Raw genomic sequence first — 26,602 nt, 5'->3', positions numbered from 1 at the left:
TTTAGCCCCCGGCCCGGTTTTCAATACGGCGCACCAGCGAGGCCGGAACTTTCGCCTCTTCCAACTGACCGAGCATGCGTGTTTTCTCGGCCTCGGGCATATCCTCGCTGGCCTCGACATGGGTGATCAGTTCGGCCCGTTTCGCATCGGTCAATTCCACCAGATCGGGATCGGCACTGGCCTCGGCGCGCAGGGGGCGCACGCGAACCCCGGACCCCAGCAGAGGGGTGCGGCCTACGACGACCTCGCGCCCTTCCAGCCCTTCGCCGCGCAGCAGAACCTCATCGCCCTGACGGCGGATCAGTTGTACAGGCAGGGCTTCTAGGCGATCATCCGCACCCAGCACCAGAACGGTTCCGGCGGCATCCAGAACCGAGGAAGGCAGGCGCACGACCTGCTCAAGGGGCTGCTCCTGCACCGTCACGGTCACGAAATCGCCGGGTTTGAACCCGGAGGCATCCTCGAGCCGCGCATAGATCAACCGCCCGGTCTGCCCCTCACCCGCCGAGCCGCTGTCGCGGCTGATCCGGCCCGTAGCGGTCAGGTCGGTTCCCGTGACCTCAAGCGAAATGGTGACTGGTGCGCTGATCAACTCTCCGTCTTCGTCCAACAAACGCACGAATTGCGCGGTTGAAACGCGGAAGGCCACCTCCAACGCGTTGGGATCCACCAATTCGGCTAGCTTCTCATTTGCTGAAACCAGGCGCCCTTCGACCAGCGTGACATCTGTCAGTGTGCCTCCGAACCGGGCGCGGATGGTCATGTCCTCCAGATCCCGCTCGGCCGCTTCCTGCGCGATCCGCGCGCGGGCCAGCAGGGTCGTGGCCTGATCCACCCGCGATTCCGCCTGCGCCAGCGCTATGCGACGTGCCAGTACGGATTGCTGAGCGGCGGCGGCGGTCAATTCGGCCTCTTCGACGCTGGCGGTTGCTCCCACGCCACGAGATTCGAGATCGCGCTGACGCTGCAGTGCCCTCTCACGTAGCTCGGCCTGCGCCTCGGCCGATTTCAATTCATCCTGCGCCAACAGCAAAGACCGTTCGGCGTCGCGTTCTTCGAACTGGGCATCCAGAACGTCCGACTTGGCACGATCCAGCGCCGATTGCGCATCCGCCGGGTCAAGTTCAACCAAGACCTCACCTGTGGTAACGGTGCCGCCATCTTCGAAATCATCCGCCAATGAGATTACGCGACCACCCAGCGCTGCGCGTAACTCCAGACGCCGGCGGCTTTGCACTTCGCCGAAGGCTTCGAGATTGGGCGTGACGGTCTCAAAAACAGCCGGGCGAACAGTCACCGCAAAGACCCGCTCGCGCGCTTGGGGTTGTTCATTCTCGCGGGTCAGGACCTCTTGCACGGCACCAGTGACGATCTGAACGGCAACAAACAGCAAGGCCAGCGTCAGCGACGCAAGAAACACACCGACCAGACTCTGCCTTAAGAATCGCATCTTCTATTCATCCCGGTTGCAAATGAGCTGCCCTGCGGAAAATGTAGCGGAGGCAGGAAATATGCCAAGCCACAAAGCGGTTATAAGGTGTTGAACGTGCGACCAGTCTACTTCCGTCGCAGATGTTCGTCCAATCTGGGCATTATTTCCACGAAATTGCAGGGGCGGTGGCGATAATCGAGCTGTTTCTCGAGGATACCGTCCCAAGCGTCCTTGCAGGCACCGGGGCTGCCCGGAAGCGCAAACAGGTAGGTGCCGCCCGCCACGCCACCCGTAGCGCGCGACTGAACCGCCGAAGTTCCGATTTTCTCCATTGAGATGATGGTGAATACAGTCCCGAAAGCGTCGATCTCTTTTTCATAGACGTCGCGATGCGCCTCGACCGTAACGTCCCGCCCGGTCAGCCCGGTGCCACCCGTCGAGATCACCACGTCGATTCCGGTATCCGCAACCCAGGCGCGCAGTTGATCGGCGATCTGGGCGCGCTCGTCCCGGATGATCTTGCGATCCGCCACCACGTGCCCCGCCTTTTCGATGCGGTCCACCAATGTCTGGCCCGAACGATCCTCATCAACCGAGCGCGTATCCGAGACGGTCAGAACCGCGATGCGGATCGGGATAAAGTCGATCGTTTCGTCGATACGTGACATCAGGCGTCAGGCCCTTTCCATGATTGCAAGCCGCAGCGCGAGCGCGGTGAAAATCCCGCCCGTCACCCACCCCATAATGCGTGAGGCGCGCGGGTTTCCGATCAGCAAACGTCCAGCACCTCCGGCGAACACGCCCACCAACCCGTTTACGACAAACCCGCCCAGCGCGATGATCACGCCAAAGATCAGAAACTGCCCTAGGATTGGCCCTGCCGCAGGATCAACAAATTGAGGGATAAAGGCCAGAACGAACAGAACGATCTTGGGGTTGGTCAGGTTCACCACCATCCCATCCCGAAACGCCATGCGCGTCGGCCTTGCTGGCCCTGCGGTCGAGACCGCTCCGTTGCGGATTGCGCCCCAGGCCAGATACAGCAGATAAGCAACACCCATCCAGCGGATGACATCAAACAGCCATGGCATCGAATTAACCAAGGCTCCAAGGCCCAGCCCTGCCAGCAGGACATGCACCATCAAACCCAGCGATATCCCGGCGCTTGCCACCAGCGCCGGACGGGGTCCGGATTTCAGGCCCTGCCCGAAGCAGAACATCATATCCGCGCCGGGTGTGAGATTCAGCAACATCGCGGCAGGGACAAAGGCCAGCAGAGTAACGGTTTCGATCATATCGCAACCTCAAACCAATTTGTTCTGGGGCCAAGATTGGCGATTTCTGAACGACCCAATGACCCGCGATAGCCCCAGCTATCGTGGATATGCCCACAAAAGACCAGTTCCGGTTGCAGGCGTTCCACCGCATCGCGCACGGCGACCGATCCGACGGACATCCCTTGCGACGTAGTATCGCCAAACCCTTTGGGCGGAGAGTGAACAACCAGCACATCCGTCCCATCGCAACGGTCCAGCATCTCTGCGGCTTCGGCCTCGCTCAGGTCACAGGACCAGTCGCCAAACGGCGTGACCGGCACGCCGTAGCCCAAGCCAAACAAGCGCAACCCGTCGACGGTCATGCCCGTGCCATGCAGCACATGGACGCCATCGGGGGCGACATCCATTAACTCGGCCGCGCTTTCGGCATTGCCCGGGATTAGAACCAGCGGTGCCGCTATGCCAGAAAGCATCTGCATCGCTTCATCCAGCCCCTGCCGCATGTTGCAATAGTCCCCGGCCCCGATTACCAAATCCGCATCGGCGCTGGCCGCCACCAAATCAGCCGCCCGGTTACGTGCCATGTGAAAGTCCGAGAACGCCAGGATACGCATCATCCAGCCCCTAGTCGCGCTTTCAGCTCGAGCAAATCAGCCCAAGCCTGTCGTTTCATCTGCGGCTGTCGCAGCAGGTACGCGGGGTGGAACATCGGGATGACAGGCAGGTCCAGCGCCTGATCCCAACTCCCGCGCAAGCGTGTGATGCCGCGTTTGCCCAAAACCGCCTGACAGCTGATATTGCCCATCACCACCAGCACTTCGGGTTTGGCAAGCGCCACGTGACGTTCCAAGAACGGCTTCATCATGCCGATCTCTTCGGGTTTTGGGTCGCGGTTCTGCGGTGGGCGCCAGGGCAGCACATTGGTGATGTAGACATCCTGCGCGCGGTCCAGATCAATCGCCGCTAGCATACGGTCCAACAGCTGCCCGGCCCGACCAACAAAGGGTTTACCTTCGCGATCCTCATCCCGGCCCGGAGCCTCGCCAATGATCATCACCCGCGCACCCGGAGTGCCATCGGCAAAGACCAACTGTCGCGCGCCGCGCTTCAGCTCACAATGATCGAACGCCTCCATCACCGCGCGCAGCTGGTCGAGGGACGCGGTACCTTGAGCGGCCGCTTTGGCATTCGCAACTGGATCAACCTGTTTGGGCTTTTCCGGCGCGGTTTGCGGGGTTGCAGGCTTCTTCGCCTTGGGCGTCGTATCCGGCAAGGCATAGCGATCAATCGGCGCGTCCCCGATCGCCTCGGTCGCGCCCAGTTCGATCTGCCATTCCAGCAGCGCCTTTGCAGTGTGATAGTCCAAGCCCGATTCCATGCCCTCAATCTAACCAGCTTTTGCCTGAGGGAAAGCGAATAGACCTTGCCTCGGCACCGGGACAGACCGACCATGCGGGCGTCATGCTGTCTTTTCTGCGATTCCTTCTGGTAGCTTTGGCGCTTGCCCTCGGCGGCGAACCCGCCTCGGCCCAGTTGCTTGGCGGGGCGGATCAATGCCGGGCGGGTCAGTTTGCCTGCGGCAGCCGCTGCTGCTCGGGCGGGCAGAGGTGCAGCTTTGATGGTCACTGCATTCCCTTGGGCGGAACCTATTGCGGCGGCGGTCGCAGCTGTGGCGCGTTCGAGCGCTGCGTCGCGGGTGGCACACGCTGCGCGCCTGCCGCGGCAAACGCTTGCACCTCAAGTCTTGATTGTCCCTCAGGCAGCTTTTGCAGTGCGCGCGGGCAATGTGAAAAAACCATACCCGACTTGAACCCCAGTTTGCCTGAGGCCCTTGACCCGCCGCAAATATGCGATGATGGCCTGACCTGCGCGCGCGGGTCGTCGTGCCTGCCGGGAGGCGGATGCACGCGTCCCGGATGGTTCTTGTGCGAGGAAACCGGATCGCAATGCCGCCCCGGTTTCAAATGCTCGGACCATCAGGGATGCGTTCCGATCAAGGCCATCGACTGTGGTTATGGAAAGTGGTGCAAACCCGGCGAGCAATGCCTGCCCGAAGGCGGGTGCGAGAATCTGCCCGAAGGGTCGGAACCATAGAGCGTTTCGGGTTTAACTTAAGACACGAATACCCTGCCACGCCTGCGGCGTTCGGGGGCACATTCGTGTCGTAGAGTGATTCAGATAAAACCCGAAACGCTTTAGGTTGCCTCTGCCCGCGTGGCTTTCTATAAGCGGTCCGATTGTCAGACAGGAGCCCGCCATGCGTTTTGCCCATCGTCACCTTCTTGGCATCGAGCATCTGTCGCAATCCGATATCACCGCCATTCTGGATTTGGCCGAAAAATACGTCGACCTGAACCGCCAGTCGACCAAGCATTCGGACGTTCTGTCGGGGCTAACTCAGATCAACATGTTCTTCGAAAACTCGACCCGCACGCAGGCCAGTTTCGAGCTAGCAGGCAAGCGATTGGGCGCGGATGTGATGAACATGGCGATGCAGGCCAGCTCGATCAAAAAGGGCGAGACGCTGATCGACACCGCCATGACACTGAATGCGATGCATCCCGACCTGCTGGTGGTGCGGCATCCTCATTCAGGCGCCGTGGACCTACTGGCACAGAAGGTGAATTGCGCGGTTCTGAACGCGGGCGACGGGCGGCACGAACACCCGACACAGGCCTTGCTGGACGCTCTGACGATCCGCCGGGCCAAGGGCCGGTTGCATCGCCTGAATATCGCGATCTGCGGCGACGTCGCACATTCCCGCGTGGCGCGATCGAACCTGATCCTGCTTGGCAAGATGGAGAACCGCATCCGCCTGATCGGCCCGCCGACGCTGGTCCCCTCGCAATTCGCCGAGTTCGGCGCCGAGATCTATGACGACATGAACGAGGGCCTAAAAGACGTCGACGTGGTCATGATGCTGCGCCTTCAGAAAGAGCGGATGGATGGCGGCTTCATCCCCTCAGAGCGCGAGTATTATCACCGCTACGGTTTGGATGCCGCCAAACTGGCGCAGGCCAAACCCGATGCCATTGTTATGCACCCTGGACCGATGAACCGCGGGGTTGAGATCGACGGCACGCTGGCCGACGACATCAACCGATCCGTCATTCAGGAACAGGTCGAAATGGGCGTCGCCGTCCGCATGGCCGCGATGGAGCTTCTGGCCCGCAACCTGCGTGAGGTCGCATGAGCGATCTGACCGTCGCCCCCCATGAACACGGCGTGATCCGCCTGTTCGCGCTGGACATGCGCCCGGAAGAGGCCAAGTTCCTACGCGAACCCGGCGCGGCCGATCAGGTTCTGGGTGTCGATGGTTTGGACGCCGATCAAATTGACATTTTCCCGGTCTCCGACCTCGAAGACCTTGGGCTTTTTGGCTATTTGCACGAGGGCGGCGGTGTGTTCGAGGATCAATTGGATCGCAGCATGCTTGACGCCATCGAAGGCTGGGTCATGGTCGTCCGCAGCGCGGCCTTTGGTGGACGCGCGGCGCAGCTGAACCCTGATCCTCGTCTGCATTTGCTGGGACTGTTCACCGAAGAGTCGACGAACTGGACCGGCGGTGCGATAGAAACTGAAAGCGCCAAGCCTTTCGCGGCCCCGCAGGCGCCCATCGACAATGATGCCCCTCGCCGTGTCGGATCGGCCCTGATGGCGGTGCTCGCCCTGCTTGTTATCGGAGGTGCCCTATGGCTGATCCTGTAACCTTCACCCCGGACAAACGCGCCTATATCCAGACCAACCTGACCCTCGCCGCCATTGCGATGGCGGGCGCGATGCTGGTGCTGTGGCTGATCGGCAACCCTTATGTCTGGACCGGCGCGCCAGCCGGGCTGGCCGCCATCGGTTTTCGCGCCTGGTATCTGGCCTCGGAAGAGCTGAACAATACGTGGGAATTGTCTGACACCACCCTCACCGGCCCCGGCCCTCGGGTCGTCGCGCTGAACCAGATCGAAGCCGTCAATACGATGGGCAGCTTTGTGCAGGTTGTGACACGGACCGGCGACAAGCACCTCATCAAATACCAAGCGAACCCCGCCGCCACCAAAGCCGCCATTGAAAGGGCCGCGGGATGAGCGACGGTTGGTGGCGAACCCATATCCCCGAGGGCGAAAAGGTCCTCTGGACCGGGCAACCGCATCAGGGGTTTTTTCCACCTCATGTGGGATGGGCTTACCGGCTTCTGATCCTGAGCCTCGGTCTGGCTTGGCTGGCCAGCCCGTGGTTCGCCGACACCTTGCGCGATTATTGGAAACTCATCGGGTCCACGGGGTTCGTCATGTTCCTCATGTGGTACGACCGTCTGCTGCGCGCGTGTCGTGTCTATGTGGTGACCACCCGCAACGCATGGTGGATCAGCAAGATCTTCAAGCCCAAACACGTCCCTATCGACCACGCGTTGAACTACCATCGCAGCGGTCAGAACGTGGTGTTTTCACGCCGCCTGTTTCTTGTATTCGAATACCTGTCCGACCCTGATGCCGCTTTGGCGGCCTTGAACCAAGCCCGAGAGGCCTCAGCATGACTTCTGTCGTTTTCACCAATGCCCGCTTGATCAACCCGGAAACCGGTACGGACAGCTTGGGCTGGCTACACGCCGAAAACGGACACATCGTGGCGCTGGGGGGCGGAAACGCCCCTGCCATCAACGCAGAGGTCATCGACTGCGACGGCAAATGCCTCGCCCCCGGTATTGTCGATATCGGCGTCAAGGTGTGCGAACCGGGTGAACGGCACAAGGAAAGCTACAAATCCGCCGGTCTGGCCGCCGCTGCGGGCGGTGTGACCACCATCGTCACTCGTCCGGACACTTTGCCTGCGGTCGACACGCCGGAAACGCTGGAATTTGCCACTCGGCGGGCGCAAGCGGATGCGCCTGTAAACGTCCTGCCCATGGCCGCCCTTACCAAGGGGCGCGAAGGGCGTGAGATGACTGAGATCGGATTTCTACAGGACGCGGGCGCGGTCGCCTTCACCGATTGCGATCATGTCATCACCAACACCAAGGTATTCTCTCGCGCGCTGACCTATGCCAAATCCTGCGGCGCGCTGGTCATCGCGCACCCTCAGGAACCGGGATTGAGCAAAGGGGCCGCCGCCACGAGCGGTAAGTTTGCTGCTTTGCGCGGGTTGCCAGCCGTCTCGCCCATGGCGGAACGAATGGGGCTGGACCGTGACATCGCCCTGCTAGAGATGACCGGGGCCGCCTATCATGCCGACCAGATAACCACCGCCCGCGCCCTACCCGCGTTGGAGCGTGCCAAGCGCAACGGGCTGGACATCACCGCCGGGACCTCAATCCACCACCTGGCGCTGAATGAGCTGGACGTGGCCGACTATCGCACCTTCTTCAAGGTCAAGCCGCCCCTGCGGTCCGAGGATGATAGGCAGGCCGTGATCGAAGCGGTGCGCACCGGCCTGATCGACATCATCAGCTCGATGCACACGCCGCAGGACGAAGAAAGCAAACGCCTGCCGTTTGAAGAGGCCGCCTCGGGCGCGGTTGCGTTGGAGACCTTCCTGCCTGCAGCTCTGCGCCTGTTCCATGCAGGGCAACTGGACCTGCCCAGTCTGTTCCGGGCCATGGCGCTGAATCCCGCGAAACGGTTGGGGCTGGACAGCGGGCGTCTGGCGGAGGGTGCGCCTGCCGATCTGGTTCTTTTCGACCTGGATGTGCCCTTTGTGCTGGACCGGTTTGCCCTGAAATCGAAATCGCAGAACACACCGTTTGACGGGCAGCGCATGCAAGGTAAGGTCCTTGCAACCTATGTGGCCGGCAAAGACGTGTACCGGAGAACCTGATGCCCGAAATCGACAGCTCAATGACCGTACTCGCCCTGTGGGCGGCCTTGGGATACCTGATCGGATCAATCCCTTTTGGTCTGATCATCGCGCGCGTCATGGGGCTGGGTAATCTGCGGCAGATCGGATCGGGCAATATCGGCGCAACAAATGTTCTGCGCACCGGCAGCAAACCGGCCGCCGCGCTGACGCTGCTGCTGGATGGCGGCAAAGGGGCGTTGGCGGTCCTGCTGGCACGCGCCTATGCAGGTGAGGACGCGGCGCAGATTGCCGCCCTGATGGCCTTTCTCGGCCACTGCCTGCCTGTTTGGCTTGCCTTCAAGGGCGGTAAAGGCGTTGCAACCTTCATCGGCCTTTGGCTGGCGCTGGATTGGCGCGTTGGTGTTGCTTGCTGTCTGACCTGGCTGGTCTCCGTCGCGATCTGGCGCATGTCCTCGGCCGGAGCGCTGGCCGCAGCGGCCTTGTCAACCACTTGGATCATCACCCTAACAGACGGTTCGACATTCATCCTCGGAATTGCCCTGACCTTCCTGATCTACTGGCGCCATAAGGACAACGTCGCCCGCATCAAATCCAGGACCGAGCCGAAAATCGGGAAATCGTGACCCCGCCAGAGGATTTTCTGACGGCATTTTTTGCCCTGCCCACCGGTACGTTCTCTGGCCGAGCAGACACCAAGCGCTATGTGATTTCGCGGCAGGTTCTGGCCGGGGGCAAATCCCACAAGCTTGTCGCGCATGAGCTAGGCGGGACAGACTATATCAGCCTGAACCTCTACCAGACGCGAAACAGCGGCGCGCTGCTGCGTCCCTGTGAAATGCCCGCCCCCAAAGTGGTGGATTTCGTATTGGCGCTGACCCCGGATATCTGATTGATATTCCGCATTTTTGCACAGCACCTCTGTGTCGTGGCACAATCACAATTCATTGTTTTGAACGTGATCAAGCCGCCTCCCATCTGCAGTCCGTGGCGGCCAATTACCGGTCTCACAAGATAAAATCCCCGGGTCCGCAAATCGCAATTCAGGCGAGGTCGCGCGGCCCTTTCACGAAAGGTGAAGCTATGAAAACGTTTAAATCTCTGATCGGCGGCGTTGCCCTGTCTGTTGCTCTGGCCACTTCGACCTTGGCCGCAGGTGTTGAACTCAACGCAAGCTCGACCGGCCTGGCGATGCAAGGCTATGACCCGGTTGCCTATTTCACCGCTGGCGAAGCAACCAAAGGCGACTACCGCATCACCGCCCTGCACAACGACGCTCTGTACCGCTTCTCGTCGGAAGAAAACAAAGTGGCATTTGAAGCCAACCCCGAAGCCTACCTGCCCGCATATGGTGGCTACTGCGCCTTCGGCGCGGCCATGGGCTTCAAATTCGACGGTGACCCGAACCACTGGAAAATCGTCGACAACAAACTGTACCTGAACCTGTCGCAAGACATTCAGGAACGTTGGGAAGGCGACATCCCGGGCTTCATCGAGCAAGCCAGCACCAACTGGGAAACCATCGCAGACAAAAGCCCGGCTGAACTGCAGCAATAATCCGCTGAAATTGACAGCACGCGTCGGCGGCAGAGTGATCTGCCGCCGCATTTTATTTGAAGCTTTGAAAACACTAACTATCTTATTGAGACAGACCCGGATTTAACGGGCGGACATCGGGCCAGACGGCCTGAACGATCCAAGACCTAGTACGGAATATGCCACAAACGATGATCCGGTCCTGAGGCAGGGCCGTATTTGAGTATGGATATGCGTAGCCAGACCCACAAATTGGCGCGCGGTTATTTGGAATGAAAGGATCAAGACATGATAGGCAGATTGGCAATTGTGACAGCGGCGTCCACCCTGGCGGCAGGGGCCGCGATGGCCCAATCCTCGGGCAACTGGACAGGGTTCTACGGCGGTCTGCAATTGGGCTATATCGACGTGGACACCAGCTTCTCCGGCGTCGATGGTGATGGCGCGATTGGCGGTATCATCCTTGGATATGACTACGATCTGGGCGACTGGGTCGTGGGTGGCGGCTTTGACTATGACTGGACCAATATCGATCTCGGCCCCGCGACTGTCGAGGACGTCTGGCGGATCAAAGTGCGCGCTGGCTACAAGGTTAACCCTCAGGGTCTTCTATACGGCGTTGGCGGCTATGCGGATGCAGGCACCGACAATCTGGGCAGCGACGACGGCTGGTTCATCGGCGCAGGCTATGAGCAGATCGTGGCCCCGAATGTCAGCATCGCAGGCGAATTGCTGTATCACGAGTTCAACAACTTCAACTCGTCCAGCGTGGATGTTGACGCCACAACACTGCAGATTCGAGCGGCCTACCGCTTTTGATTTTTCTGGTTTTGTGCTGGAGCAGACCCGGCGTCCTGCGCCGGGTCTTTGCGTTTACAAGTCCAGAATTGTGCTGCCGGTGGTTTGCCGCGCCTCTAGCGCGCGGTGCGCTTCGGCAATCTGATCCAGAGGGAAGCGCTGGTCGATATGGATCTTGACCTCGCCGCCCTGAACCTTGCCAAACAACCGCCGCGCCATCGCCTGACAGACCGCATGGTCCGCAATATGCGTGAACAGCGTCGGGCGGGTGATCTTGAGCGAGCCTTTTTGCCCGAGAATGCCAATATTCACCGGCGGCACCGGTCCGGATGCATTGCCGAAGGAAATCATCATGCCCAAGGGCTTCAGACAGTCCAATGAACCGTCAAACGTATCGGCCCCGACGGAATCCATCACCACATCGACACCCTTGCCGCCGGTCAGTTCGGCGACGCGTTCGGCGAAGTTCTCGGTCCGGTAGTTGATGCAATGGGCCGCGCCGTTGAATTGCGCCAGGCTGCACTTCTCATCCGTTCCCGCGGTTCCGATCAGTTTGATGCCCTCGGATTTCGCCCATTGGCAGGCGATCAGGCCGACACCGCCTGCAGCGGCGTGAAACAAAACCGTGTCGCCGCGCTTCAAAGGGGTGGTGCGATGGAACAGATATTCGACTGTCAGACCTTTCAACATCATCCCGGCGGCTATTTCGAAGGGGATGCTATCCGGTAGAGGGCATACTTGCGCTGCGGGCATCACCCGCGCCTCGCAATAGGCGCCGGACGGAGCGCTGGCATAGGCCGCGCGTTGGCCCGGCTGCAAATGCGTGACGCCTTCGCCGACGGCATCGATTACGCCCGCAGCCTCCATCCCCAACGCATGCGGCAATTCAAGAGGATAGAGGCCCGTTCGTTGATAGACATCAATGAAGTTCAACCCGCACACCTCGTGGCGAATGCGAACTTCGCCGGGGCCGGGATCGCCTAAAGGCTGGTCCTTTATCTGTAGGACCTCAGGCCCGCCGAATTCCTCAATGACAACTGTACGCGCAGTTTGCTGCATTCTGACCTCCTCTTGCCTTTGCTCAAGCTAACACGCCTGCGCGGCAAGACAATCCGGGCGATGCGGCGGCGGCAATTCGGGAATTTCCAAAACTGTGCTATACTGCATGCAGGCGTTGCCGGCTGGTCCGGCCACGAGCAACCCTCAGCCGGATCCATTCCGCGGCGCACCACTCGCCAAGGAAGGGAACAAAATGGCAAAAACTATCGGTAATCCGATCAGCTGGGCGGCCCAAAGCCTTGGAGCAACCAGCGATCACGTCTCGGAAAGCGTCTCGCACCTGGGCAGCTCGGACGTGCGCCACCTGCCAATGGTGCAGCCACTCACATTCGACGACCTGAAGTACTGCCTCAGGGCCGGATACACGGACTTTCTGGAAACCCGCGCGGATGCGATCTTTATTGTGCTGATCTATCCGATTGCCGGGCTGTTGATGGTGGGCTTTGCAATGAACATGGACTTGGTGCCGTTGCTGGCCCCCCTGATTGCAGGCTTTGCCCTGATCGGCCCGATCGCGGCCGTTGGTCTTTATGAAATCAGCCGCAAGCGCGAACAAGGCGGAGAGGTCCATTGGCTGGACGCGTTCGGCGTATTCCGATCGCCCTCCTTCGGGGCCATTCTGGCGCTTGGGTTCTACTTGGTCCTGCTGCTGCTTGTCTGGCTGATGGTTGCCCAGAGCGTCTATGCGCAGACGCTCGGCCCCGAACCGCCTGCCTCGCTGGGCGCATTTGCGACCGAGGTCCTGACCACCGGTGCGGGGTGGACAATGGTCATCTTCGGCACCGCTGCGGGGTTCTTTTTCGCCTTGATTGCGCTGGCGGTCAGCGTTGTCAGCTTCCCGCTTCTGCTGGACCGTAAGGTAGGGCTGCCCGTGGCCGTTGTGACATCCGTTCGCGTGCTGCGCCACAATCCCGGCGTCATCATGGGCTGGGGCTTCATCGTCGCGACCCTGCTGGTGCTGGGCGCGATCCCGATGCTGCTGGGGCTGATCATAGTAATGCCCGTTCTGGGTCACGCAACATGGCACCTCTATCGGCGCGCCGTGGCGTGACCCAAAAGGCGTCAGCCTGAGACGTTCAGAACGATCTTGCCAATATGCCGCGAGCTTTCCATGAGCGCGTGCGCCGCGGCAGCCTCGGCCAGAGGGAATTCGCTGTGCATCACCGGCGCGACCTTGCCTGCAGAGAGAAGCGGCCAGACGGCCTCGTGCAGGTCCTGAGCGATCTTTGCCTTGGCCAGATCGCTTTGCGGACGCAGCGTGCTGCCGGTTAGCGTTAGGCGTTTCACCATCATCAGGGCAAAGTTCAACTCGGCCACGGGTCCTTGCAAAAAGGCGATCTGAACCAGACGCCCATCCTCGGCCAGCGCTTTCACGTTGCGCGGGATATAATCGCCTCCAACCATATCGAGGATCAGGTTCGCGCCCCCTTCGGCCCGCATAACCCCGACAAAATCCTCATCCCGGTAGTTGATCGCTTTTTCGGCGCCCAAGCTGAGGCAGGCCTCACATTTCTCAGCCGAGCCCGCCGTCGCAAAGACACGCGCGCCAAACGCGTTCGCCAGTTGGATCGCGGTCGTCCCAATACCACTTGAGCCACCATGGACAAGGAACCGCTCACCTGCTTTCAGGCCTCCGCGTGTGAAGACATTCGACCAGACTGTGAAAAAGGTCTCGGGCAGGCAGGCGGCTTGCTTTAGGTCCATGCCATCGGGGACAGGCAAGCAATGCGCGGCGGGCGTGGCGACATATTCAGCATATCCGCCGCCCGGAAGCAGCGCGCAGACTTTGTCACCGATCGAGAGCTCCTCAACACCCGCGCCAAGGGCAACCACTTCGCCCGAGGCTTCAAGCCCCGGCAGATCGCTTGCACCAGGAGGCGGATCATAGGCCCCCGCGCGCTGCAACGCGTCCGGTCGGTTGACACCGGCATAGGCCACCTTCAACACGACTTGACCGGCCGCCGGCTCAGGAATCGGTCGTTCGGTTAGTTGCAGGACATCAGGGCCGCCGGGCTCGGTGATTTCGACGGCACGCATTGTCTGGGTTTCGGGCGAGGTCATGGGCAAATCTCCTTTGCCCAATGCCTAGCAGGCCAAAAAGCAAAGGCCCAGATGCTTACTTGCGCGGGTTCAACATCCCCGGCAAATCAGCCCGCATCTTCATCGGAGGTTTCACCTGAGCTGCAAACCAATTCGGAACGGCCAGCAAGGGCTTGAGCAGCGGGTTGCCGTTCACCTGCGCCTTGAGCTTTTCGAACTGCATCACGTTTTCGATGCGACGATCCAGAAACGCCCAACTGTTCTGGTGATCCGGCGAATCATCCCCCAGCCAAAACAGCAACGTCGACGAATAGACCCCCGAAAGGGTTGCGCGCTTGGTGTACCAATTTACATCATCCGACGTATCACCCAGCGCATCCCAGATCAGATCACAGGTGCCCCAAACGGCCTTGGCCCCGTCCGCGGCGTGGTTGGGCAGTGAAAACAGGGTCATGCCCCGGCGCACCAGCTCCTTGTCCTCGACCGCCTCAAGTCGGAACCGAACGGCGGCGGCAACCTTTTCGCGAAACTTCAGCTCGCTCATGTCGGTGGACTTGATTCTGTCCAGCATGACTTGATCGCCCCGCGCGTGGTAGGCCAGCGCCAGATCGACCGCGCCGCGCGGGCAGATCGCACGGGCCAGACCGTCATCCAGATCGCAATCGACAACGGCCGCGCGGAAACTGGCCTCGGACCAGCCATCGAACGGAACATGCATCAGGATCGCGTCCAGCAGCTGTTGTTTGGTGTCTTCGTAAGTGACGGTCATGGCGGTTCTCCGGTGCTTGGGCACAGTACTAGACAAGATAGAGCGGCTTTGCTATACGGCCAACTCCTGCAATTTCCTTGCAACTCTATCTAGAAAGGTGGTGACAACCACATGCAGGTTAGTGTTCGCGACAATAACGTCGATCAGGCGCTTCGTGCCCTGAAGAAAAAGCTGCAGCGCGAAGGCGTGTTCCGTGAAATGAAGCTGAAGCAACATTTCGAGAAACCGTCCGAGAAAAAAGCGCGCGAGAAGGCTGAAGCGATCCGTCGTGCCCGTAAACTGGCACGTAAGAAAGCACAGCGCGAAGGTTTGCTCTAAGTACCTGACGCTCGTCCAGCTTTGGATGACACTATTTGACGACCCCCGAGGCATCGCCCGGGGGTTTGTCGTTTCTAAGTGCGTTTTTGCCCGCGCCCCTGCACAACCAGTGCGATAACTCGCCGAGCCTTAGTCTCGCCTCTTTCTCGGCGTTTTCCAGCGCAGCGAATCTGCGTCCGACTGCACCGACCCGCCGAAAAGCGCCGATTTTCATCGCCTCTCTGTTCATGTCTTTGGTGGCCCCGATAACTGGGCTCGTCCACTCAGACAAAACATAAAACGGAGGCAAAAATGTCTACAGCAAGTGAAGTAGAACGAGAGATGCTGGCGCTCATCAACCAAGAGCGCACATCCCGCGGTCTGGACCCCCTGCAACTTGAAAGACAGCTTAACGAGTCATCAGAAGACCACAGCGCATGGATGCTGAATACGGACCGGTTCAGCCACACCGGATCGGGCGGATCCAGCGCAACCCAGCGCATGCAGTCGGCCGGTTTCGATCTGGAAGGCAGCTGGCGCACGGGCGAGAATATCGCCTGGCAATCCGAGCGCGGCGCCCCAGGCATCAGCGATGATGTCGCGCAACTGCATCAGAACCTGATGAACAGCCCCGGCCACAGGGCCAACATTCTGAACCCCGATTTCAAATATATCGGGATCGGGGTTGAGACGGGCGACATGCAGGGCTTTGACGCGGTCATGGTGACGCAGAACTTTGCCACCACTGACGCAGAGGTCGTGTTGGACAGCGACGACACCGCTATGACGCCGCCCCCGGCTGAAGATCCAGTGCCCGAGGAGCCGGAAACAGATGTGACGGAAACCGAAGACGCAACTCAGGAACAACCGGTAACCGATGTCACCGAGACGGAAGATCCGGAACCGGAACAGCCTGAGACTGATGTCACAGAGACAGAGGACCCGGAACCCGAGCAGCCCGAAACCGATGTCACAGAGACGGATGATCCGGAACCTGAACAGCCGGAGACTGACGTCACAGAGACCGAAGACCCGGAACCGGAACAGCCCGAAACCGATGTCACCGAGACCGAGGACCCGGAACCCGAACAGCCCGAAACTGACGTTACTGAGACTGAAGACCCGGAACCCGAGCAGCCCGAAACTGACGTCACAGAGACCGAAGATCCGGAACCTGAGCAGCCCGAGACCGATGTCACCGAGACCGAGGACCCTGATAGCGGTTGTTTCGACGTCGCAGCTTTCCTCGCCGAAATTGAGGCGTTCATTCAACAGCTGCAGACGCAGTTGGATCAATTCGCCTGGAATGATGACGTCATGACTCCGGAAGAACCCGAGGATGACTTGGATCTGGTGATGGTCGACGATATGGACCCATCCTCGGATGACAAGTCGTGCCCGGAGATGGCATCGGACGATTCCGGAGACGTCTTCTTCGTCAACTTCTTCAATTTCGATTGCATGATGGACGTCGCCTGACGGCTTATCTTGATGCGAGGCAGTCCGCTGCCTCGCATCCTCACAACACGATCAGTAGATCTTGGGCACGTGCAGCTCGTCGGGCAGAACGCGGCGTTCGTAGTCCGGATTGTAGCGGCGATCGGGCAGATTGACCCTCTCATGCGGAACGTCCGTATAGGGGATCATGGTCAGAAGATGCTCGATACAATTCAGGCGCTCGCGTTTCTTGTCATTACCTTCCACAATGTACCATGGCGCCTCGGGGATATTGGTGCGGAAGAACATATCCTCTTTCGCCTTGGTGTAGGATTCCCACCGGATGCGGGATTCCAGGTCCATCGGCGAAAGCTTCCACTGTTTCATCGGGTCATGGATACGCATAAGGAAGCGCAGCTGTTGTTCTTCATCCGTGATCGAGAACCAGTATTTCAGCAAGATGATCCCAGAGCGCACCAACATACGCTCAAATTCCGGAACGTCCTGAAAGAACTGTTCGACCTGATCCTCGGTCGCAAAACCCATTACGCGTTCCACGCCTGCACGGTTGTACCAGGAGCGATCGAACAGAACGATCTCACCGGCCGCCGGCAGGTGCGGCACGTAGCGCTGGAAATACCACTGGCTTTGTTCCCGGCGGCTGGGGGCTGGCAGGGCAACCACCCGCGCCACGCGCGGATTGAGGCGCTGGGTGATCCGCTTGATCACGCCCCCCTTGCCCGCACTGTCACGGCCTTCAAACAGTATACAGACCTTGGCACCGGTGTGCTGAACCCAGTCCTGCACCTTGATCAACTCAGCCTGAAGGCGCAGCAGGTTTCGGAAATAGACCTTTCGGTCCAGCATGTCCGGATGCTGTTCCCGATAGATCTTGCGAACTTCCATCGACAGCATCGGCTCGCTGAATTCGATCTCGAAGTCCTCATCCAGCGTATCTTCCAGCTCAGCCTCCAACCAGTCTTTGGGGGCGCCATCGTTTTCGTAGGCCAAGGTCAACTCCTTATTATTCTTCGGGTTCCCACCCTGGCAGGTTTGTGTAACCGCCTGATGTCATCAGATCAATTGATGACATCGCGCTGCCGGGATCAGGGGGAGGCGCAGCGCGAGGGTCTCGTCGTCTCAATTTTGGACGCCCCGCCCCGGGGATACAAGCCGTAGAATTGACGCAAGGCAGTCCTTTGCCTTTCTACGCGCAGAAAATAGGCGCCTTTCAAACCGGTAGGGCGGTTGTCTTGAACACCGTGCGCAAAGCAAAAGAGCTTTGCATCTGCGCCACTTTGGGCAGCCGTGACAGGTATTGACGGTGGATCCGGGCGAAATCCTCGGTATCTTCGGCCACCACTTTCAGGATGTAGTCAGCAGTTCCGGCCATCAGATGGCATTCCAGAACGTCCGGGATGCGCGAAACCGCCTTTTCGAACGCGTCCAGAACTTCTTCGGCCTGGCCCTGCAATGTGATCTCGACAAAGACGGTCGTCGGCACATTCATCTTGCGCGCATCCAGCAAAGCCACGTAATTGCGGATATAGCCGTCAGCCTCAAGCCTTTGTACCCGGCGATGGCAGGCCGAGGGGGACAGGTTCGCCTGCTCCGACAGCTCGGCATTTGACATTCGACCATTGCGCTGCAGTGCAGAAAGTATCTTCCGATCAGTCGTGTCTAGGCTCATTGCTGCAAATCCTTTGCGAGATTTTAGCAGTTTACGCGAAAATCTTCCGACAAAAAACACAAAGCCCCGTCTTGTTTCACAAAAATTGCGCCTTGAATTGCACATAATTTAGGCAGTTTATGAACGGAGACGGTGCAGATGAAAATCGGTTGCCCCAAGGAAATCAAACCCCAGGAATTTCGCGTCGGCATGACGCCCAACGCCGCGCAGGAAGCGGTTGCGCGCGGACATGACGTGCTGATTGAATCCGGTGCCGGCATTGGCGCTGGATTCGACGATGCCGCCTATGTCGCTGCTGGCGCGGGCATCGTGGACACAGCAGAAGAGGTCTTTGCCACGGCCGACATGATCGTCAAGGTAAAGGAGCCTCAGGCCGGTGAGCGCAAGATGCTACGCGAAGGCCAGTTGCTGTTCACCTACCTGCACCTCGCTCCGGACCCGGATCAGACCCACGACCTGCTGGCCTCGGGCTGTACCGCAATCGCCTATGAGACCGTCACAGACGCAAGCGGCGGTCTTCCTCTGCTCGCGCCCATGTCCGAGGTTGCGGGCCGTCTGGCGCCTCAGGTCGGGTCGTGGACCCTGCAGAAGGCCAATGGTGGCCGAGGCGTGCTGATGGGTGGCGTTCCCGGCGTTGGTCCGGCCAAGGTCGTCGTGATTGGTGGAGGTGTCGTCGGCACTCACGCGGCTAAGATCGCAGCAGGTATGGGCGCAGATGTGACGGTTCTTGACCGCTCACTGCCTCGGCTGCGCTATCTGGATGACGTATTCGGCGGGCAATTCAAAAACCAATACTCGACGGCTGGCGCTACGGCTGAACTGATCCGGGACGCCGATATGGTGATCGGAGCCGTTCTGATCCCTGGCGCTGCCGCTCCGAAGCTGATCAGTCGAGAGCAGCTGTCGACGATGAAGCCAGGTGCGGTGCTGGTGGACGTGGCTATCGACCAGGGCGGCTGCTTTGAAACCTCGCGCGCAACGACTCATGCCGATCCGATCTACGAAGTCGATGGAGTGATGCACTATTGCGTGGCCAACATGCCGGGCGCGGTGGCCAGGACCTCGACCATCGCTTTGGGCAACGCGACGATGCCGTTCATGCTGGCACTGGCGGACAAAGGCTGGAAACAGGCGTGTCAGGACGACCCGCACTTGCTGGCGGGTCTGAACGTTCACGCCGGGCAACTGACCTACTATGCGGTGGGCAAAGCCCTTGGCATCGACGTTGTCTCCCCCAACGTGGTGATCAAGTCGTAACAACTCCCGCCCCTGAAATCGCCTTTTTACCAAAAGGCGATTTACAGCGTTGGGCATGGCGCCACGCCTATTGGCGCGGCGCGGTTGGTCTTGATTGACGCCTCATGCGCAAAAAACGAAAGCGCCGCACGAATGTGCGGCGCTTGGCCCAACGGGAGGAGGGCATTCCCAATGCCCGCGCGACGGGCGGGAGCGTTCAGCCCTCTTTGTGGATCTCCACCGAATGTGGGTAGGGGATTGAGACGCCTTTCGCATCGAAGGCTTCTTTCACAGCTTTGGTCAGCTCGAATTTCACATCCCAATAGTCCGCCGCTGCGCACCACAGACGTGCGGTCAGATCGACCGAGCTATCGCCGAGGTTGGTCACACGCACCCAGGGCTCCGGATCTTTGTGAATACGCGCATCCGCGTTCGCAACATCCAGAATGATCTTCATCGCCTCATCCGCACTGTCGCCATAGTCGATCCCGAACACCAAATCCACACGGCGCGTGTCATGTGCCGAGTAGTTGGTGATAATCGACCCCCAGGATTGTCCGTTTGGCACAATGATCTGCACATTGTCCGGCGTCACCAATTCGGTCGTGAACAGGTTGAGGTCTTTCACCGTCCCCGCTGTCCCGCCGATGTCGACAAACTGGCCCAGTTTATACGGCCGGAACACCACAAGCATCACACCTGCTGCCAAGTCGCTGAGTGTCCCTTGCAGCGCCAGACCAATCGCCAGAGACGCGGCACCCAGAATGGCCACGATGCTTGTCGCCTGGATCCCGAAAATCCCGAGAACAGCGACCAGAACCATCGCCAGGATCGCCCATTTGACAAGGCTGGCCATGAAGTTCCCTAGTGTCGGGTCGATCTGCGGCGTTGCGTTGATGCGCCGCCGCACCATGCCAGCGATTGCTCCAGCAACGATCCAGCCCAAAATCAGTACGATCAGCGCCTTGACCGCGCTCATGATCAGAGGCGCAAATGCACCCACCTGTGTTGCAACTTCATCCACGCGCATTTCCTTTCTCAAACATCAATCCCGCGGCTTTCGCGCGGGACTCGCTGAATTGTGAGTGAAAAACGCAAATCGGTCTAGGTGCGAGTTACGGCAGTTTTCCCCATTGTTCGCCAGCAAACAAAGGGTGACCTACACTGCACAGCTTGGGGGGCTGACAAATACACGGCTCCGTGCCTTACTCGAACGGAATCGCCCGAACAGGAGCTTTCGCATGCTGGACACCGCCTCTTTCCCGATCATGGCCAAATGGCCGCCGCAACACCCTGATCGCCTACAACTTTATTCCTTCCCGACACCCAACGGTGTCAAGGCCTCGATCATGTTGGAAGAAACCGGCCTGCCTTATGAGGCGCACAAGGTTACCCTGGCCGATGCCGATGTCAAAAGCCCCGAGTTTCTGTCGCTGAACCCCAACAACAAGATCCCCGCGATCATTGACCCCAATGGCCCGGATGGCACCCCCATTGGCGTGTTCGAGAGTGGCGCGATCCTGCTCTATCTGGCCGAAAAAACCGGGCAGTTCATTGGCCAATCCGCCACCGACAAGCATCGCGTCACGCAATGGCTGATGTTCCAGATGGGTGGCCTAGGGCCGATGCTCGGACAATTGGGCTTTTTCTACAAATTCGCCGGCAGCGAGATCGAAGACCCCCGCCCGCGCGAGCGCTATATCAATGAGGTCAAACGCCTGCTCAACGTCCTGAACCAGGAACTCGAGGGTCAGGACTGGATCGCCGGAGACTACTCGATCGCCGATATGGCCATCGCACCCTGGCTGCGCGGGCTGGATTTCTATGGCGCTAAAGAGGTCGTTGGGTGGGATGACCACGCCAATCTCACCGCCTATCTAGATCGGTTCCTTGACCGCCCCGCCGTGCAAAAAGGCTTGGTGACACCCGCCCGCGATTGACACCAAAAGGGCTTGCGACCATCCCGGCGCGCAAGCCCTTTTCGCAACCTAGCCCGGCAGTGCGCCGGTCAGAACATAGCGCAGGATCTCCACCACCTGGCGCGGTTCCTCCGCAACTGCCAGCGCGGCGGCATCGACCTCTTTCAACGCGTGCTGATGATCGGGGCCGTGCAGCACAATGATCGATTTGCCCAAAGCGGCGGCGTAGCCCGCATCAAAGGCGGCGTTCCACTGCTTGTATTTGTCACCGAACCGGACAACCACTACATCCGCATCCGAGATCCCCTTGCGCGTACGGATCGCATTCACCATCGCGCCCTTGTGGTCGTGCCAATACTTGTTCGGCTCTGCGCCCAAGACGGCGACACCACAATCATCACTGGCCGCGTGATCGGTCACTGGGCTGCTGAACGTGACATCCAGCCCCTCCGCACCCGAAATGATCTGCTCACGCCAATCGGTGTGAATCTCACCAGAAAGATAAACTTTCAACATCTTGCGTTTCCTCCCATGAAAAAGGGGCGCATTCGCCCCTTCATCTTTCTAAAAATCTTGTGACCGAGGGTGGATAACCCTTAGCCGCGCAGAACGCCGCCTGTGGCTTTTGACACCTTGGCAATGATCTTCTCAGCCACTGCCTCGATATCCTTTTCTTTCAGCGTCTCGTCTTTCGGCTGCAACCGCACGGTGATGGCCAGAGATTTCTTGCCCTCACCGAGGCTCCCGCCGATGAACTCATCAAAAACGCGAACGTCTTCGATCAGGGCCTTATCGGCCCCCGCCGCAGCGTTCACCAAAGTCAGAGCTTCGACAGTATCATCGACCACAAAGGCAAAGTCACGCTCGACGGCTTGCAGATCGCGCAGTTCCAGCGCGGCGCGGGTTGCGCCGGATTTACGAGGCAGCGGCACCTCATCCGGCCAGATGGTGAATGCCATCGCCGGGCCTTTGATATCCATCGCCTGCAGGATGCGCGGGTGCAACTCACCAAACACGCCCAGAACCTTTTTCGGGCCGAGGCAGATCTTGCCGTGACGACCCGGATGCCACCAGGCGTCTCCGTCGCGCAGTATCTGAACCTTTGCCGGTGCGCCGATTGCGGCCAGAACTGCCTCGGCATCCGCTTTGGCATCAAAGAGGTCAACCGGGCGGGACGCGCCGTGGACGTCTTTGGGACCGTTGCGGCCAACCAGCAGGCCGGAGATCTGTGTCTTCTGATCACCCGGTTCGCCGTCATGGAAGACAGGACCGACCTCGAACAAGGCCACGTCAGCATAACCGCGTGCCTGATTGCGCGCCGCCGCTTGCAGCAGGCTGGGAAGCAAATCGGGGCGCATATGGCTCATCTCGGATGAGATTGGGTTTTCCAGACGCGTCGCATCATCACCGCCGCCAAACAGCGCGGCCGAGGCCTGATCGATGAAGGTATATGAGACGCATTCGTTATACCCCAACGCGGCACAGGTACGTCGCGCCATCGACTGACGACGTTGTGTCGGGGTTATTACGGGTTTCGGGATGCCATCACTCACGCGCGGCAAGGGCTTGCCCTGCAGCTTGGTCAGCGATGCAATCCGCGCGACCTCTTCCACCAGATCGGCCTCGCCCATGACATCTGGACGCCAGCTGGGCACATGCGCCATCTCGCCTTCCAGACGGAAGCCCAGACGGGTCAGAGTCTGGCGCTGCTCGCTTTCGGGAATATCCATCCCGACCAAAGACTGCACTCGCGCCGCATCCAACTTGTAGGCCCGTGCATGGTTCGGAGCCTTGCCGGCCTCAACCACTTTGGATACCTCACCGCCGCAGATATCCAGGATCATCTGCGTCGCCTGCTCCAACCCTTCCAGCGTGTATTCCGGGTCGATACCGCGTTCGAACCGATAGCGTGCATCCGAGTTGATCTTGAGCGCACGACCGGTCAGTGCGATCTGCACGTGATCCCAGAACGCGCTTTCGAGGAAGACATTCACAGTCTCTTCGGTGCAGCCGGTTTCCTCACCGCCCATGATACCGGCAATGGACTCAGGTCCTTTGTCGTCCGAGATCACCATCATGCCGGGCTGCAGCGTGTATTCTTTTTCGTCCAGCGCCACCAGCTTCTCGCCGCCCTTGGCACGGTGAACGCGCAGGTTGCCCTGCACCTTGTCCGCGTCAAACACGTGAAGCGGGCGGTTCTGGTCGTAGGTCATGTAGTTGGTGATATCGACCAAGGCCGAGATCGGACGCAGACCGATTGCCTTCAACTGATCCTGCAACCACTGCGGGCTGGGGCCATTCTTGACGCCACGGATCAGACGGCCGGTGAAATGAGGCGCGCCGTCCAGCGTATCCTCGTCGATCGTCACCTTGATGGGGCTGTCGAAATCGCCGGGCACCGGCGCATAGGCGCGCTCTTTCAGCGTGCCAACGCCGCGCGCAGCCAGATCGCGCGCGATACCTGCTACGCCCAACGCGTCCGGGCGGTTGGGGGTGATCGCAATCTCGATCATCGGGTCGATCTTGGAGGGGTCATTCTCGGCCAGCCAATCGACAAATGTGTCGCCGACCTCGCCTGACGGCAGTTCAATGATACCGTCATGCTCATCCGACAGCTCCAGCTCGCGCTCCGAGGCCATCATGCCAAAGCTCTCAACGCCTCGGATCTTGCCGACGCTGATGGTGATATCCAGACCCGGGATATACATGCCCGGTTTGCAGACCACGACGGTGATGCCTTCGCGCGCATTGGGCGCGCCGCAGATGATCTGCAGATCGCCCTCATCCGTCGCCACCGTGCAGACGCGCAGCTTGTCGGCGTCGGGGTGTTTCTCGGCATGTTTCACATGGCCCAAGGTAAAGCCCGCCAGACGGTCCGCCGGGTTCACGACCTCTTCGACCTCAAGGCCAAGATCGGTCAGCGCCTCAGTGATCTCATCAACCGACGCATCGGTGTCGAGGTGGTCTTTCAGCCAGGACAGAGTGAATTTCATTGCTCGGGGCCTTTTTTGGCAGATATCCAGTCGGCACAGGCAATGACAAAGAATGCGCCAAGGTGCAAGCGCTGCGGGTCACGGATAGGTAGGGGTGCGGCCCAAAAGCTCGTCCAATTGCCGCCCGATCCAGCCGTGGGGGATGAAATGCCCGCCGGGATGGGTATCCAGCACCACCTGCCCCTGCGCGCAATCGGTCCATTCCACCCGGCTGAGGGTCAGGATCGGCACCACGCTCCAATCCCCGCGCGGGGTCGCGTCGTGGCAGTCGTATTTCGAGCGCCAAAGGGCCACCGGATAGGTCGTATCGCCATTCTCGCCATAGGGAAAATCCATCACCGTATCGCTGAGACCATGCACATGGCGCGCCTCCCGCGGGCCTTCCGGGCAGTCCTCGGTCTGGCGAATGCTGCCCGCAACGGCCAGCAGGGCGGCGACGTCATTGCCTGACTGGCAGACATAGCGCCACGCCATCGCGCCGCCGAAAGAATAGCCCGAGACATAGATGCGTTCGGGATCAATCGGATAGCGCTTGGCCACATCCTCCAAAACCCGGTCGGCGAAGGGCACGTCGCCGGTGTCCGAGGTCCAGAAATCCCAGCTTTTACCCAACCCGTTCGGGGCCACCAGCAGCACGCCCCGCAGCTTGGTCGCGCCCGCAATCCGCTGATGGTTCACCACCACGGTCCCCTGCCGCGCCCAGCCGTGGAAATGCAACAACACTGGCAGAGGCGTTTCGCCGTCCCACCCCTCAGGCTCCAGCACATGGTAAGAGCGGTCGCCGACCTCACAGGCCGTATCGCCATGGCAATCGGATTTCCAAGGCCCCATGGCGAGTGCCGGGGTTGCGGTAAGCAGCAGAAGAAGCAGTCGATAGATCATAGGCCGGAGCCTAGCCGCCTGATGCCAACTGTCACGTCACAACACTGTGGGAAGCTGTAACAAGCCGCGCTTTGGGCTTTAGTCTGCTTAATCGCTACCTGCACTTTTTTAATCTGCTCTAGTTCTTCGCGCTCTTGCCGAAACTGGATTCCATACCGGACGTAACCGACCAACAGACCAGGATAGACAAAAACAATAAGCGCAAAGCCTAGTAGCGCTAAGGTGATCTCAAACGCTGGCATGGTGGGGGCCAAAGACAACACGACAGGACCAATAAATAAAGCTAAGACCCACCGCACCGGAGCGCTCGTTATTCGCTCACTCCACCAATCGAAGTAGCGAGCCAGATAAACGCCCAGCGGATACACTTACCGCGACAAACCACCATGCAGGTTCGGCATATCCAGCGCCGCAAAGCCATAGTGCCGCAACCAGCGCAGGTCAGAATCAAAGAACGCCCGCAAATCCGGAATGCCATATTTCAGCATCGCCAGACGGTCGATCCCAATCCCGAACGCAAAGCCTTGGTAGATCTCTGGATCAATCCCACCAGCGGCGATCACCTTGGGGTGGACCATGCCGGAGCCGAGGATCTCCATCCAGTCGTCACCCTCGCCGATCTTCAGCTGGCCGTTATCCCAGGAACAGCGAATATCGACCTCGGCCGAAGGTTCGGTGAAGGGGAAGTGCGAGGCGCGGAAGCGCAGTTCGACATCATCGACCTCGAAGAAGGCCTTCACGAACTCTTCCAGAACCCATTTCAGGTTCGCCATCGAGATGTCTTTATCAATCGCCAGCCCCTCGACCTGATGGAACATCGGCGTATGGGTTTGGTCATAGTCGGCGCGGTATACACCGCCCGGACAGATCACGCGGATCGGCGCGCCCTGTTTCTCCATCGAGCGGATTTGCACCGGAGACGTATGCGTCCGCAGCACATGCGGCGGGCGGTCATCGCCATCGCCACGATGCATGTAGAACGTGTCCATTTCGGCCCGCGCGGGGTGGTGACCGGGGATGTTCAAAGCGTCAAAATTATACCAGTCGTCCTCGATCCGAGGACCTTCAGCCACGGCAAAGCCCAGCTCGGCAAAAATCGCGGTCAGTTCCTCGGTCGCCTGGCTGATCGGGTGGATCGAGCCCTCACGGCGCGCGCGGGTCGGCAGGGTGACGTCCAGCCATTCGGTGCGCAGACGCTCATCCAGCGCAGCATCGGCTAGAGCAGCCTTTTTAGCGACCAGCGCCGCGTTGATCTCATCCTTCAGGGCATTAAGCGCCGGGCCTGCGACCTGACGTTCCTCGGGGGTCATCTTGCCCAGCTCGCGCATCTTCAGCGCGACCTCGCCTTTTTTGCCCACGGCAGCGACGCGGATCGCCTCAAGCGCGTTCTCGTCGCCGGCCTCGGCGATTTGGCCCAGATATTTTGCCTTAAGATCGTCCATGACGCCCTCTG

Annotated in this window: 30 protein-coding genes; 15 read left to right on the top strand and 15 right to left on the bottom strand. The window is 59.8% G+C overall.

Going from position 1 to position 26,602, the window contains the following annotated elements; translation table 11 throughout:
* Window position 1: 1 nt before the first annotated feature.
* The 5 genes from ACRZ95_RS14430 to ACRZ95_RS14410 form a co-directional block, all read right to left on the bottom strand.
* Window positions 2–1,450: an RND family efflux transporter gene (locus ACRZ95_RS14430; protein WP_170678661.1), complete on the bottom strand. Its 1,449-nt coding sequence runs from the start codon at window positions 1,448–1,450 to the stop codon at window positions 2–4.
* Window positions 1,451–1,557: 107 nt separating this feature from the next.
* Window positions 1,558–2,100: a molybdenum cofactor biosynthesis protein B gene (gene moaB, locus ACRZ95_RS14425; protein ID WP_170678659.1), complete on the bottom strand. Its 543-nt coding sequence runs from the start codon at window positions 2,098–2,100 to the stop codon at window positions 1,558–1,560.
* Window positions 2,101–2,106: 6 nt separating this feature from the next.
* Window positions 2,107–2,727 (bottom strand): LysE family translocator, encoded by a 621-nt coding sequence (locus tag ACRZ95_RS14420; protein WP_170639861.1) that lies wholly within the window; start codon window positions 2,725–2,727, stop codon window positions 2,107–2,109.
* A complete protein-coding gene (locus ACRZ95_RS14415) occupies window positions 2,724–3,323 on the bottom strand; it encodes a metallophosphoesterase family protein (protein ID WP_170678657.1) in 600 nt (199 codons plus the stop codon). Before ACRZ95_RS14415 ends, ACRZ95_RS14420 begins: the two co-directional genes overlap by 4 nt.
* Window positions 3,323–4,087 (bottom strand): uracil-DNA glycosylase, encoded by a 765-nt coding sequence (locus tag ACRZ95_RS14410; protein WP_170678655.1) that lies wholly within the window; start codon window positions 4,085–4,087, stop codon window positions 3,323–3,325. The genes ACRZ95_RS14415 and ACRZ95_RS14410 overlap by 1 nt, the downstream gene beginning before the upstream one ends.
* A gap of 83 nt (window positions 4,088–4,170) precedes the next feature.
* Here ACRZ95_RS14410 and ACRZ95_RS14405 point away from each other — a divergent pair, with 83 nt between their 5' ends.
* The 10 genes from ACRZ95_RS14405 (at window position 4,171) to ACRZ95_RS14360 (ending at window position 10,848) form a co-directional block, all read left to right on the top strand.
* On the top strand, window positions 4,171–4,803 hold the full coding sequence (locus ACRZ95_RS14405) for a scavenger receptor class F, member 2 (RefSeq protein WP_170678653.1): 633 nt from the start codon (window positions 4,171–4,173) through the stop codon (window positions 4,801–4,803).
* Between the two features lie 163 nt (window positions 4,804–4,966).
* Complete coding sequence (locus tag ACRZ95_RS14400; RefSeq protein WP_170491099.1) at window positions 4,967–5,902, top strand: aspartate carbamoyltransferase catalytic subunit; 936 nt, start codon at window positions 4,967–4,969, stop codon at window positions 5,900–5,902.
* A complete protein-coding gene (locus ACRZ95_RS14395) occupies window positions 5,899–6,417 on the top strand; it encodes a hypothetical protein (RefSeq protein ID WP_170678651.1) in 519 nt (172 codons plus the stop codon). The genes ACRZ95_RS14400 and ACRZ95_RS14395 overlap by 4 nt, the downstream gene beginning before the upstream one ends.
* A complete protein-coding gene (locus ACRZ95_RS14390; RefSeq protein WP_170678649.1) occupies window positions 6,402–6,788 on the top strand; it encodes a hypothetical protein in 387 nt (128 codons plus the stop codon). Before ACRZ95_RS14395 ends, ACRZ95_RS14390 begins: the two co-directional genes overlap by 16 nt.
* A complete protein-coding gene (locus ACRZ95_RS14385) occupies window positions 6,785–7,237 on the top strand; it encodes a hypothetical protein (RefSeq protein ID WP_170678647.1) in 453 nt (150 codons plus the stop codon). Before ACRZ95_RS14390 ends, ACRZ95_RS14385 begins: the two co-directional genes overlap by 4 nt.
* Entirely contained in the window at window positions 7,234–8,514 is a 1,281-nt protein-coding gene (gene pyrC / locus ACRZ95_RS14380) for a dihydroorotase (RefSeq protein WP_170678645.1), read from the top strand. The genes ACRZ95_RS14385 and pyrC overlap by 4 nt, the downstream gene beginning before the upstream one ends.
* Window positions 8,514–9,119 carry a glycerol-3-phosphate 1-O-acyltransferase PlsY gene (plsY, locus tag ACRZ95_RS14375; protein ID WP_170678643.1) on the top strand — a complete coding sequence of 202 codons (606 nt, stop codon included), beginning with the start codon at window positions 8,514–8,516 and terminating at the stop codon, window positions 9,117–9,119. Before pyrC ends, plsY begins: the two co-directional genes overlap by 1 nt.
* Window positions 9,116–9,385 carry a hypothetical protein gene (locus ACRZ95_RS14370; RefSeq protein ID WP_170639853.1) on the top strand — a complete coding sequence of 90 codons (270 nt, stop codon included), beginning with the start codon at window positions 9,116–9,118 and terminating at the stop codon, window positions 9,383–9,385. The genes plsY and ACRZ95_RS14370 overlap by 4 nt, the downstream gene beginning before the upstream one ends.
* Before the next feature lie 191 nt (window positions 9,386–9,576).
* On the top strand, window positions 9,577–10,050 hold the full coding sequence (locus ACRZ95_RS14365; RefSeq protein ID WP_170678641.1) for a YHS domain-containing (seleno)protein: 474 nt from the start codon (window positions 9,577–9,579) through the stop codon (window positions 10,048–10,050).
* A gap of 267 nt (window positions 10,051–10,317) precedes the next feature.
* Window positions 10,318–10,848, top strand: coding sequence for a porin family protein (locus ACRZ95_RS14360; protein WP_170678639.1), 531 nt, complete (start codon window positions 10,318–10,320; stop codon window positions 10,846–10,848).
* A gap of 54 nt (window positions 10,849–10,902) precedes the next feature.
* Here the strand turns inward: ACRZ95_RS14360 and ACRZ95_RS14355 are convergent, their stop codons facing one another.
* Window positions 10,903–11,886, bottom strand: coding sequence for a quinone oxidoreductase family protein (locus tag ACRZ95_RS14355; protein ID WP_170678637.1), 984 nt, complete (start codon window positions 11,884–11,886; stop codon window positions 10,903–10,905).
* Window positions 11,887–12,079: 193 nt separating this feature from the next.
* On the opposite strand from ACRZ95_RS14355, the gene ACRZ95_RS14350 reads away from it, so the two are divergent.
* Window positions 12,080–12,937 carry a DUF2189 domain-containing protein gene (locus tag ACRZ95_RS14350; protein WP_170379128.1) on the top strand — a complete coding sequence of 286 codons (858 nt, stop codon included), beginning with the start codon at window positions 12,080–12,082 and terminating at the stop codon, window positions 12,935–12,937.
* Window positions 12,938–12,948: 11 nt separating this feature from the next.
* Here ACRZ95_RS14350 and ACRZ95_RS14345 read toward each other — a convergent pair whose 3' ends face one another.
* Both ACRZ95_RS14345 and ACRZ95_RS14340 read right to left on the bottom strand, forming a co-directional pair.
* The gene (locus tag ACRZ95_RS14345; protein WP_170678635.1) at window positions 12,949–13,947 is read right to left on the bottom strand and encodes an NAD(P)H-quinone oxidoreductase; all 999 of its coding nucleotides are present in this window, start codon (window positions 13,945–13,947) and stop codon (window positions 12,949–12,951) included.
* Window positions 13,948–14,002: 55 nt separating this feature from the next.
* On the bottom strand, window positions 14,003–14,695 hold the full coding sequence (locus ACRZ95_RS14340) for a COQ9 family protein (RefSeq protein ID WP_170379132.1): 693 nt from the start codon (window positions 14,693–14,695) through the stop codon (window positions 14,003–14,005).
* A gap of 111 nt (window positions 14,696–14,806) precedes the next feature.
* Between ACRZ95_RS14340 and rpsU the strand changes: the two genes are divergently transcribed.
* Window positions 14,807–15,013 (top strand): 30S ribosomal protein S21, encoded by a 207-nt coding sequence (gene rpsU, locus ACRZ95_RS14335; protein WP_005614280.1) that lies wholly within the window; start codon window positions 14,807–14,809, stop codon window positions 15,011–15,013.
* 291 nt (window positions 15,014–15,304) lie between these two features.
* Entirely contained in the window at window positions 15,305–16,471 is a 1,167-nt protein-coding gene (locus tag ACRZ95_RS14330; protein ID WP_170678633.1) for a CAP domain-containing protein, read from the top strand.
* Window positions 16,472–16,522: 51 nt separating this feature from the next.
* Here the strand turns inward: ACRZ95_RS14330 and ppk2 are convergent, their stop codons facing one another.
* Both ppk2 and ACRZ95_RS14320 read right to left on the bottom strand, forming a co-directional pair.
* On the bottom strand, window positions 16,523–17,440 hold the full coding sequence (gene ppk2 / locus ACRZ95_RS14325) for a polyphosphate kinase 2 (protein WP_170379135.1): 918 nt from the start codon (window positions 17,438–17,440) through the stop codon (window positions 16,523–16,525).
* Window positions 17,441–17,660: 220 nt separating this feature from the next.
* A complete protein-coding gene (locus tag ACRZ95_RS14320; protein WP_170462590.1) occupies window positions 17,661–18,119 on the bottom strand; it encodes an Lrp/AsnC family transcriptional regulator in 459 nt (152 codons plus the stop codon).
* A gap of 138 nt (window positions 18,120–18,257) precedes the next feature.
* On the opposite strand from ACRZ95_RS14320, the gene ald reads away from it, so the two are divergent.
* Window positions 18,258–19,376: an alanine dehydrogenase gene (gene ald / locus ACRZ95_RS14315; protein ID WP_170678631.1), complete on the top strand. Its 1,119-nt coding sequence runs from the start codon at window positions 18,258–18,260 to the stop codon at window positions 19,374–19,376.
* 196 nt (window positions 19,377–19,572) lie between these two features.
* Here the strand turns inward: ald and ACRZ95_RS14310 are convergent, their stop codons facing one another.
* Window positions 19,573–20,385 (bottom strand): mechanosensitive ion channel family protein, encoded by an 813-nt coding sequence (locus tag ACRZ95_RS14310; RefSeq protein WP_247748119.1) that lies wholly within the window; start codon window positions 20,383–20,385, stop codon window positions 19,573–19,575.
* 211 nt (window positions 20,386–20,596) lie between these two features.
* Between ACRZ95_RS14310 and ACRZ95_RS14305 the strand changes: the two genes are divergently transcribed.
* Complete coding sequence (locus ACRZ95_RS14305; RefSeq protein WP_170678629.1) at window positions 20,597–21,295, top strand: glutathione S-transferase N-terminal domain-containing protein; 699 nt, start codon at window positions 20,597–20,599, stop codon at window positions 21,293–21,295.
* A gap of 48 nt (window positions 21,296–21,343) precedes the next feature.
* On the opposite strand, the gene ACRZ95_RS14300 is transcribed toward ACRZ95_RS14305, so the two are convergent.
* The 4 genes from ACRZ95_RS14300 to pheS form a co-directional block, all read right to left on the bottom strand.
* The gene (locus ACRZ95_RS14300; RefSeq protein WP_170379140.1) at window positions 21,344–21,790 is read right to left on the bottom strand and encodes a YtoQ family protein; all 447 of its coding nucleotides are present in this window, start codon (window positions 21,788–21,790) and stop codon (window positions 21,344–21,346) included.
* Window positions 21,791–21,870: 80 nt separating this feature from the next.
* The gene (pheT, locus tag ACRZ95_RS14295) at window positions 21,871–24,267 is read right to left on the bottom strand and encodes a phenylalanine--tRNA ligase subunit beta (protein ID WP_170678627.1); all 2,397 of its coding nucleotides are present in this window, start codon (window positions 24,265–24,267) and stop codon (window positions 21,871–21,873) included.
* A 78-nt stretch (window positions 24,268–24,345) separates the two neighbouring features.
* Window positions 24,346–25,149, bottom strand: coding sequence for a prolyl oligopeptidase family serine peptidase (locus ACRZ95_RS14290; RefSeq protein WP_170678625.1), 804 nt, complete (start codon window positions 25,147–25,149; stop codon window positions 24,346–24,348).
* Between the two features lie 368 nt (window positions 25,150–25,517).
* On the bottom strand, window positions 25,518–26,591 hold the full coding sequence (gene pheS, locus ACRZ95_RS14285) for a phenylalanine--tRNA ligase subunit alpha (protein WP_170678623.1): 1,074 nt from the start codon (window positions 26,589–26,591) through the stop codon (window positions 25,518–25,520).
* Between the last annotated feature and the right edge of the window lie 11 nt (window positions 26,592–26,602).

This window comes from Ruegeria sp. AI3 (assembly GCF_056541245.1).
The sequence above is the reverse complement of the archived record's forward strand: the minus strand, read 5'-3'. Positions and strand labels throughout refer to the sequence as shown.